The 15,758-nt window shown below is 63.3% G+C and carries 10 protein-coding genes; 6 read left to right on the top strand and 4 right to left on the bottom strand.

The window, feature by feature from the left end; all coding sequences use genetic code 11:
* Positions 1-106 precede the first annotated feature (106 nt).
* The 3 genes from hemH (at position 107) to NKI41_RS08755 (ending at position 2,728) form a co-directional block, all read left to right on the top strand.
* On the top strand, positions 107-1,171 hold the full coding sequence (hemH, locus tag NKI41_RS08765; protein ID WP_352682515.1) for a ferrochelatase: 1,065 nt from the start codon (positions 107-109) through the stop codon (positions 1,169-1,171).
* Positions 1,172-1,302: 131 nt separating this feature from the next.
* Positions 1,303-2,253: an SPFH domain-containing protein gene (locus NKI41_RS08760; RefSeq protein ID WP_352539357.1), complete on the top strand. Its 951-nt coding sequence runs from the start codon at positions 1,303-1,305 to the stop codon at positions 2,251-2,253.
* Positions 2,254-2,263: 10 nt separating this feature from the next.
* The gene (locus tag NKI41_RS08755) at positions 2,264-2,728 is read left to right on the top strand and encodes an NfeD family protein (protein ID WP_352682513.1); all 465 of its coding nucleotides are present in this window, start codon (positions 2,264-2,266) and stop codon (positions 2,726-2,728) included.
* 7 nt (positions 2,729-2,735) lie between these two features.
* Here NKI41_RS08755 and NKI41_RS08750 read toward each other — a convergent pair whose 3' ends face one another.
* Positions 2,736-3,737 (bottom strand): KpsF/GutQ family sugar-phosphate isomerase, encoded by a 1,002-nt coding sequence (locus NKI41_RS08750; protein ID WP_023675389.1) that lies wholly within the window; start codon positions 3,735-3,737, stop codon positions 2,736-2,738.
* 177 nt (positions 3,738-3,914) lie between these two features.
* On the opposite strand from NKI41_RS08750, the gene NKI41_RS08745 reads away from it, so the two are divergent.
* Positions 3,915-5,654, top strand: coding sequence for an outer membrane beta-barrel protein (locus NKI41_RS08745; protein WP_502901197.1), 1,740 nt, complete (start codon positions 3,915-3,917; stop codon positions 5,652-5,654).
* Positions 5,655-5,787: 133 nt separating this feature from the next.
* Here the strand turns inward: NKI41_RS08745 and galU are convergent, their stop codons facing one another.
* Complete coding sequence (gene galU, locus NKI41_RS08740) at positions 5,788-6,693, bottom strand: UTP--glucose-1-phosphate uridylyltransferase GalU (protein WP_352469528.1); 906 nt, start codon at positions 6,691-6,693, stop codon at positions 5,788-5,790.
* 207 nt (positions 6,694-6,900) lie between these two features.
* Here galU and NKI41_RS08735 point away from each other — a divergent pair, with 207 nt between their 5' ends.
* Positions 6,901-8,127, top strand: a complete 1,227-nt coding sequence (locus NKI41_RS08735) for a lytic murein transglycosylase (RefSeq protein WP_352564889.1) — start codon at positions 6,901-6,903, stop codon at positions 8,125-8,127.
* Positions 8,128-8,153: 26 nt separating this feature from the next.
* Positions 8,154-9,401: an SGNH/GDSL hydrolase family protein gene (locus tag NKI41_RS08730; RefSeq protein WP_352469526.1), complete on the top strand. Its 1,248-nt coding sequence runs from the start codon at positions 8,154-8,156 to the stop codon at positions 9,399-9,401.
* A gap of 22 nt (positions 9,402-9,423) precedes the next feature.
* Here the strand turns inward: NKI41_RS08730 and NKI41_RS08725 are convergent, their stop codons facing one another.
* Both NKI41_RS08725 and gltB read right to left on the bottom strand, forming a co-directional pair.
* Positions 9,424-10,878 carry a glutamate synthase subunit beta gene (locus NKI41_RS08725; RefSeq protein ID WP_352469525.1) on the bottom strand — a complete coding sequence of 485 codons (1,455 nt, stop codon included), beginning with the start codon at positions 10,876-10,878 and terminating at the stop codon, positions 9,424-9,426.
* Between the two features lie 143 nt (positions 10,879-11,021).
* The gene (gltB, locus tag NKI41_RS08720; RefSeq protein ID WP_352612901.1) at positions 11,022-15,752 is read right to left on the bottom strand and encodes a glutamate synthase large subunit; all 4,731 of its coding nucleotides are present in this window, start codon (positions 15,750-15,752) and stop codon (positions 11,022-11,024) included.
* Positions 15,753-15,758 lie beyond the last annotated feature (6 nt).

Genomic DNA, 15,758 nt, shown 5'->3' with positions numbered 1-15,758 from the left:
GTGTTGCATTTCTGGGATAAGGTGCGGCCAGACGCAGCATTTGAAAACCGGCGCGGCATCGCTACTTTCGCCGCGGCACCGTTGGTTCGCGGTGTTGGAGAACCTCATGACGCTTGCCAACCCTGCTGAAATCAAAGCCGAGAAGACTGCCGCCTCGCCGTCGGCAGGGCGCCCTCTGGTCAGGACCGGCAAGGTCGGTGTCATGCTGATCAATCTCGGCACCCCGGACGGCACCGGCTTCAAGCCGATGTGGCGCTACCTCCGGGAGTTCCTGTCCGATCCGCGCGTCATCGAGCTCAACAAGGCGATCTGGTATCCGATCCTCTACGGCGTGGTCCTCACCACCCGGCCGAAGAAATCAGGGGCCAACTATGCCAGGATATGGAACCGGGAGCGCAACGAGTCGCCGCTGCGAACCTACACCCGCGCCCAGGCCGAGAAGCTCGGGCTCGCGCTCGGCGAGCTACCCAATATCGTCGTCGACTGGGCGATGCGCTACGGCAACCCTTCGACCGAGAGCGTGGCCGAGAGACTGGTCGAGCAAGGCTGCGACCGCATCCTGTCTTTCCCGCTCTATCCGCAATATTCGGCGACGACGACTGCGACTGCCAACGACCAGCTGTTTCGCGCGCTGATGAAGATGCGCCGCGCCCCGGCCATTCGCAGCGTGCCACCCTATTACAACGAGTCGGCCTATATCGAGGCGCTCGCCCGTTCGATCGAAAAGCATCTGGCGAGCCTCGACTTCGAACCGGAAATTGTCATCGCTTCCTATCACGGCATTCCGAAACCCTATTCCGACAAGGGCGACCCCTACCAGGCCCATTGCCTCGAGACGACCCGACTGCTGCGCGAAAAGCTCGGCTGGGATGAAAACAAGCTGATTACCACCTTCCAGTCGCGCTTCGGCGCGCAGGAGTGGCTGCAGCCCTACACCGACAAGACGGTCGAAAGACTAGGGCGCGAAGGCGTGAAATCGGTCGCCATCGTCAATCCAGGATTTTCCGTCGACTGCATCGAGACGCTGGACGAGATCGGCAGGGAAGCGTCCGAGACCTTCCATCATGCCGGCGGCGAAAAGTTCGCACACATCCCTTGCCTCAACGACAGTGCCGAGGGCATGGCGGTGATCGAGGCGATGGTGCGGCGCGAGCTGTCCGGCTGGGCCTGAACAGATCACCCGTCTATGCACCCGCAATCCGTGATCACCTGATTGTAACATTGCTGAAACACACTTAAGTGTTTGATGGGAATCGGTCGCGTGGAATATCCAACATGGCCGGCCTTTGAGGGGAGAGCCAAATGGGTTTCAGTGGTTTTGATATCGCGCTTCTTGTTCTTGTCGCCCTTGTCGTGCTGGTGCTTATCAAGGGCATCCGAACAATTCCGCAAGGCTATAATTATACCGTCGAACGTTTTGGCCGTTACACCAAGACATTGAACCCGGGCCTCAACCTGATCGTGCCTTTCGTCGACCGTGTCGGCGCCAAGATGAACATGATGGAGCAGGTGCTCGACGTACCGACGCAGGAGATCATCACCCGCGACAATGCCACCGTTGCCGTCGATGGCATCGCCTTCTATCAGGTGCTCAACGCGGCGCAGGCCGCCTACCAGGTCTCCGGCCTGCAGAATGCGATTCTCAATCTCACGATGACCAACATCCGCACCGTGATGGGCTCGATGGACCTCGACGAACTTTTGTCGAACCGCGACGCCATCAACGAGCGCCTGCTGCGCGTCGTTGACGAGGCGGCGCATCCCTGGGGCATCAAGATCACTCGTGTCGAGATCAAGGACATCAACCCGCCGGCCAATCTCGTCGAATCGATGGGCCGACAGATGATGGCCGAGCGCAATAAGCGCGCGCAGATCCTCGCCGCCGAAGGCCTCAAGCAATCGCAGATCCTGGAGGCCGAAGGCCGCAAGGAAGCCGCCTTCCGCGATGCCGAGGCGCGCGAGCGCTCGGCCGAGGCTGAAGCACGCGCCACGCAGGTGGTGTCGGAGGCGATTTCCAAAGGCGACGTGCAGGCGCTCAACTACTTCGTCGCGCTGAAATACACCGAAGCGCTGACCAGGATCGGCTCAGCGACAAACAGCAAGCTCGTGCTGATGCCGATGGAAGCCTCATCGCTGATCGGCACGCTCGGCGGAATTGGCGAAATCGCCAAAGAAGTTTTCCGAAGCGAAGGCACCGCCGGTGCCGCACGACAGGCCGCCCGCCCGCCGGTCGTTCGCCCGAGCGAAACCTGAGGCCACAGCCATGCTCGGCCGCATTGTTTCCGAACTCGGCCCGTGGAGCTGGATGGTCCTCGGCTTCGTCCTGCTGGTAATGGAGGTCATCGCGCCGGGCATTTTCATGCTGTGGATCGGCATTGCCGCGCTGTTGATAGGCGTCGTCTCACTGCTCATCTGGGATGCCGGTTTCTGGACCTGGCAAGTCCAGGTCCTCGCCTTCCTCGCGCTGTCGCTGGTCTCGGCCTATGTCGGCAAGCGGCTGGTGGGCGGGCGCCATGATGAAACCGACCAGCCCCTGCTCAACCGTCGCGGCGCACAGATGGTCGGCCGGACGGCGACCCTTGCCGAGCCGATCAAGGACGGGCGCGGCCGCATAAAGCTGGGCGACACGTTGTGGCGCGTCTCCGGCCCTGACCTGCCGGCCGGCACGCAGGTGCGCGTGACGGGCGCCGCTGATACCGACCTGGAACTGACGGTCGAGGCGGTCTAGAAACCCGCTAGGCAGCACCGATGCGCAGCAGGTCGTGCAGATGGACGAGCCCGATCGGCCGCCTGCCTTCGACCACCATCAGGCTGGTGATAGCCGAGTCGTTGATCGTCTGCAGCGCCGTCGCAACAAGCGTGTCGGGCGCGGCCATTTTCGGCTCTCTGGTCATCACCTGATCGACGCTCATTGCCAGGAGATCGCTGCCGATATGGCGCCTGATGTCGCCATCGGTGATGATGCCGATCAGCTTGCCGTCCGCGGCAGTCACGGCCACGCAGCCAAACCCCTTGCGCGACAATTCGAGGATTGCCTCGCGCATGCCGGTACCTGACGATACCAGCGGCAGCCTGTCGCCGACATGCATGATCTCGCGGATCTGCGTCAGGTTGGCTCCGAGCTGGCCGCCGGGATGGAACGTGCGGAAATGGTCCGGGGTGAAGCCGCGTGCCTCGAGCAGCGCTATGGCCAGCGCATCGCCCATCACCATTTGCAGCAGCGTCGAGGTCGTCGGCGCAAGCCCGTGCGGACAGGCTTCCGGTGCTCGCGGCAGCAGAAGCACCACGTCGGCCGCGCGCGCCAGCGCCGATTTTTCGCCCGCGGTGACCGCGACCAGCGGGATCGAGAAGCGCCTCGAATAGGCGATGATGCCCTTGAGCTCGAGGCTTTCGCCCGACCACGACAGCGCGATGATGGCGTCGTTCCTGGCGATCATGCCGAGGTCGCCGTGATTGGCTTCGGCAGGGTGAACGAAGAAGGCCGGCGTGCCGGTCGAGGCGAGCGTTGCGGCGATCTTCGAGCCGATATGGCCGCTTTTGCCGACCCCGGTGACGATGACGCGGCCATCGATCTGCGACACCATGCCGACGGCTCGTGCGAACGGCTCGGCCAGCCCGTTTTCGAGAGCGTCTGCCAGTGCCGCGACGCCGGCCTGCTCCGTCGCCACGGTTCTCAGCGCCGAGGCAATCGCGGCCTGCCCGTCATGCCGCTTCCTGTCTGGGGATTTCACGTCCATGGACGATGCGATTAGCGCTTCGGCGCGCGCCTGTCCAACGGAATTGCCGTCCCGAACCTCCTGGCGGGCCATGCCTCAACGCTCCGTTAACCATCCCCATTTACGGTTTCGTAAGTATGGCGCGCGTGCGCCGCGCAAGCAGTGGTGCCGATGTCCGGGTTTCAGCCTCAAAACAAAATGGGACGAAAGGGCAAGGCGGTCTGCGCTTTGCTGCTGGCAACCAGTGTCTTTGCGTTGTCGCGGCCGGCACTGCTTTGCGCCCAGGAAACCGAGCTGCGCGGCGAGGTTTCGGAATCGACAATCCTGGACGACCAGCAGTACAAGATCAGGCAATCGAGCATAGCCGGAACCCAAGCCGCGCAGGCTGCTGCAACCGCCAACGACAATACGCCGCTGCCTACCTATCGCCCGGCCAGCCAAGGGGCGTTGCCTGACGACGGCACGGGCGAGGCGGCCACAACCGGCGGCACTTTCGATCAACCAGCGGCCAGCGGCGACCCATTTCCCGACAACCCTGCTCCGCCACCCCGACGGCGGCCAAGCGCGACGCCACGCGCCGCCAATGCGGCCAACGCCGAAGACGAGACCGCTGACAGCCAGAAGCGCAAGAGAGCCGCGACTGCAGCCGCGGCGGCGACCGATGACACCGATACCGCCGCTATAGACGAGCAGGATACGGTCAACCGCCGTGCCGTCACCATCGATTCCGCCGAGAGGCTCAGGCTCGACCCCGGCGCCGAGCGCACCGAAGCCATCGAAGGCCAGAACAAAAAGAACGAGGACGACCCGTTCGCCGCCACCGGCATCAAGCTCGGCTCTTTCGTAATCCGGCCGACGCTCGAGCAAGGCCTGACGTCTTCGACAAACGCCGATTCGAGCAGCCTCGGCAAGCCGGCCTTGCTGTCGGAAACGACTCTGCGCTTCAACGCCGTCTCCGACTGGCGGGAGAATTCGGCGACGGTTGAGGGCTATGGCATCTTCCGCGAAACCTTGTCCGGCTATGACATTCACGAGGCGCAAGGCCGCGTCGACGGCACACTCAACATCGATCTCGACAATGATCTGCGCGCCATCGCCAAGCTGGGCTATGAGGCCGTGCCCGAATCGGCCTCGGCGCCGGACGCGGTCGTCGGCGCCGTTGGCCAGCCGGTGCGCCAGACCGTGAACGGCAGTCTCGCCGTCGAGAAGGATGCCGGCAAGATGCGCTTCGCGCTGACCGGCGCGGTCGAGCACGACATCTTTGGCGACGCCAAGCTTTCGTCGGGCGGATCGCTGTCGCAGAAGGGCCGCGACTCGACGCTCTACACGGCCATTTTGCGTACCGGTTACGAGATCTCGCCTGCCATCACCCCGTTCACCGAAATCGAGATCGGCCGGCGCGCTTATGATTTGCGCGTCGATCCAAACGGCTTCCAGCGCTCCTCGACCAGGCTTGGCGCACGGGCCGGCGTCGAGCTCGATCTCCGCGAGAAGCTTACCGGCGAGTTCTCGGTCGGCTGGCTGCGCGAAGCTATCGACGACGATGCCCTGCCGGCTATTTCGGGCGCGACGGTCAATGCCGATCTCAAATGGTCGCCGGAACGCGGCACCACGATCGGGCTCACCGCACAGACGACCGCTGAGAACACGACGAATGCGGGCGAAAGCGGCGATATGCTCTATTCCGGCAGCCTCACCGGCGAGCGGCAGATCCGCGCCAACCTGACCGGAAATGCCGCTGTCGGCCTCGAATGGCGCGACTATACCGGCTCCGACGATCATGATTTGACGCTGAGCGCCGAGGCTGGGCTGACGTGGTGGCTGAACCGCTACACCGGGCTCACCACCCGCGCCAGGACGGAAAAACTGACCAGCAACCTGATTGGGCGCGACTACACGGCCAACAGTATCTTCGTCGGCTTGAAGTTGCAGCGCTAAATGCATGTCGCGCAAAAGTGTGCAGCGGTTTTGCGATAACGACTTGCCTAAAACAAGAAACCTGAAGCGCGTCGCATGAGGCCGGTCGAACGCGGCGCGCTTTAGCCGATCAGCGCGGCAACCGGTGTTGAAACTACAAGGCTATGCCGCGGCGTTCTGACGGCGCGAGTTCGTCGAGAAGCGTGCGAATGACACCGGCCATGCTGGCATTCATGTCTCTGCGCCACAGTGCGAAGGCAACGTTGGCCTCGACGAAGCCTTCGGGCGAGCCGCAGTCGAACGTCCGCCCGCGGTAGTGGTAGCCGTAGAAGGGCTGTTGCTTCTGCAGCTTCAGCATTGCATCGGTGAGCTGGATCTCGTTGCCGGCGCCTTTTTCCTGACCTTCGAGTATCTTGAATATCTCCGGCTGCAGGATATAGCGCCCGTTGATGTAGAGGTTCGACGGCTCCGTGCCGGTCTTCGGCTTTTCCACCATGCCGGTGATGCGGAAACCGTGATGCGCGTCCTCGCCGCGGCCGACAATGCCGTATTTGTGCGCCTCGGCCGGATCGCATTCCTGCACGGCGACGATGTTGTTGCCGGTCTCGGCGTAAAGCTCGACCATGTCCTTCATGCAGCTTTTTTCCGACTGCATGATCATGTCGGGCAATAGCAGCGCAAAGGGCTCGTCGCCGACGAGCTCGCGCGCGCACCAGACGGCGTGGCCAAGGCCGAGCGGTACCTGCTGGCGGGTGAAGCTGGTCTGCCCCGGCGCCGGTTGCAGCCGCTGCAGGCGGGCGAGCTGGTCGTCCTTGCCGCGCTGCGCAAGCGTGTCGTAGAGCTCGAACTGGACATCGAAGTGATCCTCGATGACCGCCTTGTTGCGGCCGGTCACGAAGATGAAATGCTCGATCCCGGCATCGCGCGCCTCATCGACCACATACTGGATGACCGGCCTGTCGACGACCGTCAGCATTTCCTTGGGAATGGCCTTGGTAGCAGGGAGAAAGCGCGTGCCGAGACCGGCAACCGGGAACACTGCCTTGCGAACTCTCTTCATGTGCCAATTATCCATTTGCATGCCTGTTCGGCAATCCCGATTCGAGACATTTTCATGCCGAAATCGAGGATTACTGAACGGCGGGTCATAAATCTCAGCTGGTAAAGCATTGACGCATCTTTTCACCCCGCACGGCACCTATGGTAAACCAAATGCTAACCGGGTTCGGCGATGAATAGTCTTCCTGAGATGAAGAAGGAGGAAAAGATGTCCGTTCGCAACGCCGCAAGGCGCTTCACCAGCGTCCTGACGGCCGCCAGCCTCTCGCTTGCTTTGCTCATGCCCAGCGGGCCGGCTTTTGCCGATGCCGGCTTCCGCCAATGGGTCGCCAGCTTCCGTGCTACCGCCGTGGCGAGCGGCGTTTCCGGCTCCGTCTACGACCAGGCATTCAAGGGCATCAACGATGCTGACCCGGTGGTACTGGAAAAGGCCCGTACTCAACCCGAATTCACCGCACCCGCCTGGGATTATTTCGACAACCGCGTCCATGACCAGTCGGTCGCCGTCGGCCAGCAGATGGCAAGGAAATGGAAGCCTTGGCTGGACAGGATCGAGGCAAGATACGGCGTCGACCGCTACATCCTGCTGGCCATCTGGTCTATGGAATCGAACTACGGCGAAACTCTCAAGCGCGATGATATCATGCGCAATGTCGTGCGCTCGCTGGCGACGCTTGGTTATGCCGATCCGAAGCGAGCGAAATTTGCCCGCACCCAGCTGATCGCGGCGCTGAAGATCCTGCAGACCGGCGACATCGACGAAAGCCATCTCAGCGGCTCATGGGCCGGCGCGATGGGCCATACCCAGTTCATCCCCACCAGCTACCAGTCCTATGCGGTCGATATGGACGGCAACGGCAAGCGCGACATCTGGAATTCGATTCCCGACGCACTGGCGACAGCCGCCAATTTGCTGAGGAAGAACGGCTGGCAGGCAGGCAAGACCTGGGGTTATGAGGTCAGCCTTCCGGACGGCAAGAAGCTGCCCGGAGGCTCAAAGTCGCTGTCGCAATGGCAGGCGCTGGGGGTCAGCCGTGCCAACGGCAAGCCGTTCAAGAACGGTGCGGACAAGGCGACGTTGAAGCTGCCCGGCGGCAGCGGCGGGCCGGCTTTCCTGATGATCAAGAATTTCTCGGTCATCAAGCGTTACAACAATGCCGACAAATATGCGCTCGCCGTGGGCCTTCTTGCCGACGAAATTGCCGGCTATGGCGGGCTTGTGCAGGACTGGAAGCGACCGTTTACCAAGCTCTCCTTCGAGGAAAGGCAGGAGCTTCAGAAGCGACTTTCCGAGCACGGCTATTACGACGGCAAGTTCGACGGCAAGATCGGTGACGGATCGAAAACCGCCATCATGGCCTTCCAAGCAAAGGCTGGCTTGACCCAGGACGGGTATCCGAGCAAGGAAGTGCTCAAATGGCTCAGGCAGAACTAGAGCCGGTTGCGGGATGGAGAGGGTGATTGGTTTCGGCTGCGCGCATCCGGTTAATCGTTCGTCGCGTGCCGATCCTCGTTCTGGCGATCGCCGTTCTGGCGGTCGGCGGCGCCAGTGCCTTTCATACCGCGGCCATGGCGCAGGAGCCGGAAAGTCGTGGCTGGTCGCTGCGCGACCTGTTGTTTCCGCGCAGAAGCGAGCGGTTTGAGCAGCCGCCGCCCGAATTCCAGAGAGAATTCCAGAGAACAAAGCCCAGGCCCAAGCTGAGAAAGCCCCGGTCAGTTAGCCGGCCGCCGCCGGCCGAGCCGACAACCCCAGTAGTCGAGAAGGCGCCGGATGCACGCGTCGTTCTGGTGGTCGGCGATTTCATGGCGTCTGGGCTGGCTGAGGGGCTCGACGCCGCCTTTGCCGAAAACACTGGCGTCAGGATCGTCGTCCGTGCCAACGGATCGTCCGGCTTCGTGCGTGACGATGTCTACAACTGGCCAGAACAGGTCAAGTCGCTGATCGCTGCCGAAAAACCGGCAGCCGTCGTCGTCATGCTCGGATCCAACGACCGGCAGCAGATGCGCGTCGGCGATGTACGCGAGCAGCCGCGATCCGAAAACTGGACCAAGGAATACGAGCGCCGGACCGATGCGTTCGGCAAGGCCATCGCCGCAACCAAGGTGCCGTATCTGTGGGTCGGCATGCCGGCCTTCCGGGTCTCGAAAATGACCTCCGACATGCTGGCCTTCAACGACATCTTCCGCTCGTCCGCCGAAAGCCACGGCGGCGAATTCGTCGACGTCTGGGACGGGTTCGTCGACGAGAACGGCGCCTTCATCACCAGCGGACCGGACATCAACGGCCAATCGGTGCGCCTGCGCTCCGACGACGGCATCAACATGTCGAAGGCCGGCAAGCGCAAGCTCGCCTTCTATACCGAAAAGCCGCTGATGAAGATCCTGGGGCTGGCCGCGCCAGGAAGCGTGGTGACGGCTTCTGCCCCGGCCGGCGCTCCCGTCGAGGCGCCGGCACCTGCCGCGGCACCGATAGCTGTCGATCGCACCGTGCCGATGCTGCTCAGCGATCCGGCGCTGGACGGCGGCTCGGAACTTCTCGGCGCCGCCCCGCCGGCAAAAGCTGACAAGAATTTGCCGGGCGAAAGGCTGATCGTCGAGGGCAAGGCGCCCGACGCCTCACCGGGCCGCGCCGACGATTTCTCCTGGCCGCCCAAGACACAGCCTGCGACGGCGGCCGCATCCGATACGACGACGGCGATCCGCCAGTAAACAGAACCTCTTCGGAACGGGCTCAGCGCGGCAGCACGCTCGATCCCATCAGCGCCTCGTCGATGGCGCGCGCCGCCTGGCGACCCTCGCGGATCGCCCAGACGACCAGCGACTGGCCGCGCCGCACGTCGCCCGCCGCATAGAGCCTTTCGACGCTGGTCCTGTAGTCCCGGTCATTGGCCTCGACATTCTTCGAACGGCGGCTGTCGGTGACGATCTTCATCTGCCCGTCGAGTTCCGAGATCGGCCCGCGAGCGGCTGGCCCGGCAAAGCCGATGGCGATGAACGCGAGATCGGCGCGGATGACGAATTCCGTGCCCGCGATCGGCTTGCGCTTTTCGTCGACCTCGCAGCATTTGACCCCGGTCAGCTGGCCGTCTTCGCCGATGAATTCAAGCGTCGCCACCTGGAATTCGCGCTCGGCGCCTTCGGCCTGCGACGATGACGTGCGCATCTTGGTCGCCCAGTAGGGCCAGACCGACAGCTTGTCCTCCTTTTCCGGCGGCTGCGGCCGGATGTCGAGCTGGGTGACGCGTACCGCGCCCTGGCGGAAGGCGGTGCCGACGCAGTCTGAGGCAGTGTCGCCGCCGCCGACGACGACGACGTGCTGGCCGCCGGCGACGATCGGGCGCGACGGCCATGCCACCGACTGGATCGGCTCGCCGCCGATACGCTTGTTCTGCTGCACCAGATACGGCATGGCGTCGTGCACGCCGTCGAGATCGTCGCCCGGGATGTTGGCCGGGCGCGGCGTTTCGGAGCCGCCGCAATAGAGCACGGCGTCATATTCGGCGAGCAGTTCGGCGACCGGCTTGTCGACGCCGACATTGACGCCGCAATGGAAGCTGACACCTTCGCCCTGCATCTGCTCGATGCGCCGGTCGATATAATGCTTCTCGATCTTGAAATCGGGGATGCCGTAGCGCATCAGCCCGCCCGGCCGGCTCTCGCGCTCATAGACGTGAACGTCATGGCCGGCGCGGCCGAGTTGCTGGGCAGCCGCCATGCCTGCCGGCCCCGAGCCGATGATCGCGACGCGCTTGCCGGTCTTCCGTTCCGGCGGATAGGGCCGGATATGGCCGGTTTCATAGGCTTTGTCGGCAATGGCCTGCTCGATGGTCTTGATGGCGACCGGAATATCCTCGAGGTTCAGCGTGCAGGCTTCCTCGCAAGGTGCGGGGCAGATGCGGCCGGTAAATTCCGGAAAATTGTTGGTCGAATGCAGGTTGCGGATCGCGTTTTCCCAGTCGCCATTGTAGACGAGGTCGTTCCAGTCCGGGATCTGGTTGTGGATCGGGCAGCCGGTCGGTCCATGGCAATAAGGAATGCCGCAATCCATGCACCGCGCGGCCTGTTTCTCGACCTCCTTGTCCGACATCGGCAGCGTGAACTCGCGGAAATGCCGGATGCGGTCGGAAGCCGGCTGGTACTTGTGCACCTGCCGGTCGATCTCGAGAAACCCTGTTACCTTGCCCATAGTCCAGTCCCTGCTGTCCGGAAGGCACGCCTGGCGACGCACCCGTTAACCTCATAAGGCAGCTGTGGCAACCTTCAGTCCGAGGTCAGGATTGTTGATGAAGATGGTTGCCGGGACGCATGGCCTCCCGGCAATTTCCAAATCTATTCCGCCGCCACGTTCATGCGCATCCGCTCCATCTCGATCAGCGCGCGGCGGTATTCGACCGGCATGATCTTCCGGAATTTCGGCCGGAAAGTCGCCCAGTCGTCGAGGATTTCGCGACCTCGTACCGAGCCGGTGTAGTGGACGTGGTTGGAGATCAGCTGGTAGAGCCGCTCCTCGTCATGGCTGGTCATATCGCCGGATACGTCGACACGGCCCTTATGGTCGAGATCGCCGCCATGGTGGAGCAGCTTTTCCATCAGGTCGTCCTCTTCCGGAACCGGCTCCAGCTCGACCATCGCCATGTTGCAGCGTTCGGCGAAATCACCCGCCTCGTCGAGCACATAGGCGACGCCGCCCGACATGCCGGCGGCGAAGTTGCGGCCGGTCTGGCCGATGACGACGACGATACCGCCAGTCATGTATTCGCAACCATGGTCGCCGACGCCTTCAACGACGGCGGCGACACCCGAATTGCGCACGGCAAAACGCTCGCCGGCAACGCCGCAGAAATAGGCCTCGCCCTCGGTTGCGCCGTAGAGCACGGTATTGCCGACAATAATGGATTCGGCAGCAACGATTTTCGTGTTCTCCGGCGGGCGGATGACAATGCGGCCACCCGACAGGCCCTTGCCGACATAGTCGTTGGCGGCGCCCACCAGTTCGAACGAGACACCGCGCGCCAGGAAGGCGCCAAAGGACTGGCCGGCCGTGCCGGTGAGCTTGACCGAGATCGTGTCCTCGCGCAGGCCCTTGTGCTTGAAGCGCTTTGCCACCTCGCCCGACAGCATGGCGCCGGTCGAACGGTCGACGTTGCGGATCGGCAGTTCGATACTGACCGGCTGCCTGGCTTCGAGCGCCGGCTTTGCGAGTTCGATCAGCTTGCGGTCGAGCACGTCGTCGATCGGATGCTTCTGCCGCTCGGTCCAGTGCACCGCCTCGTGCGGCGCATCGGGCTTGTAGAACATCTTGCTGAAGTCGAGCCCGCGTGCCTTCCAGTGCTGGATCAGCTCGCGCTTTTCCAGAAGGTCGGTGTCGCCGATGATCTGGTCGAGATGGGTGTAGCCCATCTCGGCAAGCAGCGCCCGCACCTCTTCCGCCACATAGAAGAAGAAGTTGATGACGTGCTCGGGCGTGCCCTTGAAGCGCTTGCGCAGCACCGGGTCCTGTGTCGCGACGCCGACGGGGCAGGTGTTGAGATGGCACTTGCGCATCATGATGCAGCCGGCCGCGATCAACGGCGCGGTCGAAAAGCCGAACTCGTCGGCGCCGAGCAGTGCGCCGATAATGACGTCACGCCCGGTGCGCAGGCCGCCATCGACCTGCAGCGCGACGCGCGACCTGAGGCCGTTGAGCACCAGCGTCTGGTGCGTCTCGGCAAGGCCCATCTCCCACGGGCTGCCGGCATGCTTGAGCGAGGTCAGCGGCGAGGCACCGGTGCCGCCGTCATAGCCTGATATGGTGATGTGGTCGGCACGCGCCTTGGCGACGCCGGCCGCAACCGTGCCGACGCCGACTTCCGAGACCAGCTTGACCGATACGTCGGCCGCCGGATTGACGTTCTTCAGGTCGTAGATGAGCTGCGCCAGATCCTCGATCGAATAGATGTCGTGATGCGGCGGCGGCGAGATCAGGCCGACGCCCGGCGTCGAGTGCCTGACCTTTGCTATGGTCGCATCGACCTTGTGACCCGGCAGCTGGCCGCCCTCGCCTGGCTTCGCCCCTTGCGCGACCTTGATCTGCATCATGTCGGAATTGACAAGATACTCCGCCGTGACGCCAAAGCGTCCCGAGGCGACCTGCTTGATCGCCGAGCGTTCGGGGTTCTTGCCGCCGCCCGGCAGTGGCAGATAGCGATCGGCCTCTTCGCCGCCCTCGCCGGTGTTCGACTTGCCGCCGATGGCGTTCATGGCGCGCGCCAGCGTCGTGTGCGCTTCCCTTGAGATCGAGCCGAAGGACATCGCCCCGGTCGAGAAGCGCTTGACGATATCGGCCGCCGGCATCACCTCGTCGAGCTTGACCTTCTTGCGCCCGGTCTCTTGCGCAAGCTTGATCTTGAACAGGCCGCGAATGGTCTGCGCCTGCGCCGTCTCGCTGTCGATCTGGGCGGAATAGTCCTTGAACGTCTCCCACGAGCCTTGGCGCACGGCGTGCTGCAAGGTCGCCACTGCGTCGGGCGACCAGATATGGGCCTCGCCGCGCATGCGGAACATGTATTCGCCGCCGACCTCGAGGCTGTTGCGCAGCACCGGGTCGTTGCCGAAGCCGTCGGTGTGGCGGCTGACCGTTTCGGCGGCGATCTCGTCCAGCCCGACGCCTTCGATCAGCGTCGCCGTGCCGGTGAAGTACTTCTGCACGAAATCCGACTTGAGCCCGATGGCGTCGAAGATCTGCGCGCCGCAATAGGACTGGTAGGTCGAGATGCCCATCTTGGACATCACCTTGAGGATGCCCTTGCCGATCGACTTGATGTAGCGGGAGACGACCTCGTAGGCATCGACCTCCGCTGGCAATTCGCCACGCTTGTGCATGTCGAGCAGCGTGTCGAAAGCGAGATAGGGATTGATCGCCTCGGCGCCGTAGCCGGCGAGACAGCAGAAATGATGCACCTCGCGCGGCTCGCCGGATTCCACGACGAGCCCAACCGAGGTGCGCAATCCCTTGCGGATCAAATGATGGTGCACGGCCGCCGTTGCCAGCAGCGCCGGAATGGCAATGCGATCCGGCCCGAGCTGACGGTCCGAAAGGATGATGATGTTGTAGCCGCCGGCGACCGCCGCCTCGGCGCGCTCGCACAGCCGGTCGATGGCGCCCTGCATGCCGGCCGCGCCTTCATTCGAACCGTAAGTGATGTCGATCGTCTTGGTGTCGAAACGGTCTTCGGTGTGGCCGACGGAGCGCAGCTTCTCCAGATCGCCGTTCGTCAGGATCGGTTGGCGCACTTCGAGCCGCTTGCGGCGCGAATTGCCGACAAGATCGAAGATGTTGGGCCGCGGCCCGATGAAGGACACCAGGCTCATCACCAGCTCCTCGCGGATCGGGTCGATCGGCGGATTGGTGACCTGTGCGAAGTTCTGCTTAAAATAGGTGTAGAGCAGCTTCGATCTGTCCGACATTGCCGAAATCGGCGTGTCGGTACCCATCGAGCCGACGGCTTCCTGGCCGGTGGTCGCCATCGGCGACATCAACAGCTTGGTGTCCTCCTGGGTGTAGCCAAACGCCTGCTGGCGGTCGAGCAGTGAGACATCCCTGCGCAGGGCGCGCGGCTCGACCGGGTTCAGATCCTCGAGGATGAGCTGTGTGTTGGCGAGCCAGCTCTTGTAGGGATGCCTGGTCGCGATCTCCGACTTGATCTCCTCGTCGGAAACGATGCGGCCCTTGTCCAGGTCGATCAGCAGCATGCGGCCGGGCTGCAGCCGCCACTTCTTGACGATCCTTTCCTCCGGCACTGGCAGCACGCCGGCTTCCGAAGCCATGATGACGCGGTCGTCATCGGTGACGATGTAGCGCGCCGGCCGCAGCCCGTTGCGGTCGAGCGTGGCACCGATCTGGCGGCCGTCGGTGAAGGCAACCGCCGCTGGCCCGTCCCACGGCTCCATCAGCGCTGCGTGATACTCGTAGAAGGCCTTGCGGTCCTGACCCATCAGCTTGTTGCCGGCCCAGGCTTCCGGGATCAGCATCATCATGGCGTGGGCGAGCGAATAGCCGCCCTGCGTCAGGAATTCGAGCGCGTTGTCGAAGCAGGCGGTGTCGGACTGCCCTTCATAGGAGATCGGCCACAGCTTCGAGATGTCGTTGCCGAACAGTTCGGAATCGACCGAAGCCTGCCGCGCCGCCATCCAGTTGACGTTGCCGCGCAGGGTGTTGATCTCGCCATTGTGGGCGACCATGCGGTAGGGATGCGCCAGCTTCCACGACGGGAACGTGTTGGTCGAGAAGCGCTGGTGGACAAGGATCAGCGCCGTCTCGAAACGCGGGTCGGTGAGGTCCTTGTAGTAGGCGCCGACCTGATAGGCCAGGAACATGCCCTTGTAGACGATGGTCCGCGACGACATCGAGACGACATAGAAGCCGTTATCGACGCCTTTGGTCTCCTCATGGATGCGACCGGAGATGACCTTGCGCAGGATGTAGAGCCGCCGCTCGTAATCGTCGTCGTTCTCGATCTCGGCGCCGCGGCCCAGGAACACCTGCCGGTGCACCGGCTCGGAAGCGGCGATGTCGGGCGCCTTCGACAGCGATGAATTGTCGACTGGCACGTCGCGAAAGCCGAGCAGCGGCTGGCCCTCGAGCTGCGCCACCTCGGCGATGATGCCTTCGATATGCGCCTGCAGCTCCGGGTCGCGCGGCATGAACACGTGGCCGACGGCGTAGTGGCCGGGCTTCGGCAGTTCGACCCCTTGCTTGGCCATCTCCTCGCGGAAGAAGCGGTCCGGCAGCTGCACCAGCACGCCGGCGCCGTCGCCCATCAGCGGATCGGCGCCGACCGCGCCGCGATGCGTCAGGTTTTCGAGCACGGCAAGGCCGTCCTCGACGATCTGGTGCGACTTCACGCCCTTCATGTTGACGATGAAGCCGACGCCGCAGGCATCATGCTCGTTGCGCGGATCATAGAGGCCGTGCGCAGCATAGCCGGTGTTGGTTCGCCCAATATTGGTCGGGGACGGATTTTTGACGGCTGCCGCTGTCGTCTGCGCGGCCTTCGTCGCAGATGGCGTCATATCCGTCATCGTCCT

The organism is Mesorhizobium sp. M0601 (assembly GCF_040320845.1).
Taxonomy (GTDB): Bacteria; Pseudomonadota; Alphaproteobacteria; order Rhizobiales; family Rhizobiaceae; genus Mesorhizobium.
This window is presented reverse-complemented; position numbering and strand designations above follow the sequence as displayed.

Coding starts and splice junctions, on each gene's coding strand:
- NKI41_RS08745 (WP_502901197.1), top strand. CDS start 3,915: ATGGGACGAAAGGGCAAGGCGGTCTGCGCTTTGCTGCTGGCAACCAGT.
- NKI41_RS08750 (WP_023675389.1), bottom strand. CDS start 3,737: ATGGACGTGAAATCCCCAGACAGGAAGCGGCATGACGGGCAGGCCGCG.
- galU (WP_352469528.1), bottom strand. CDS start 6,693: ATGAAGAGAGTTCGCAAGGCAGTGTTCCCGGTTGCCGGTCTCGGCACG.
- NKI41_RS08760 (WP_352539357.1), top strand. CDS start 1,303: ATGGGTTTCAGTGGTTTTGATATCGCGCTTCTTGTTCTTGTCGCCCTT.
- hemH (WP_352682515.1), top strand. CDS start 107: ATGACGCTTGCCAACCCTGCTGAAATCAAAGCCGAGAAGACTGCCGCC.
- NKI41_RS08735 (WP_352564889.1), top strand. CDS start 6,901: ATGTCCGTTCGCAACGCCGCAAGGCGCTTCACCAGCGTCCTGACGGCC.
- NKI41_RS08725 (WP_352469525.1), bottom strand. CDS start 10,878: ATGGGCAAGGTAACAGGGTTTCTCGAGATCGACCGGCAGGTGCACAAG.
- gltB (WP_352612901.1), bottom strand. CDS start 15,752: ATGACGGATATGACGCCATCTGCGACGAAGGCCGCGCAGACGACAGCG.
- NKI41_RS08755 (WP_352682513.1), top strand. CDS start 2,264: ATGCTCGGCCGCATTGTTTCCGAACTCGGCCCGTGGAGCTGGATGGTC.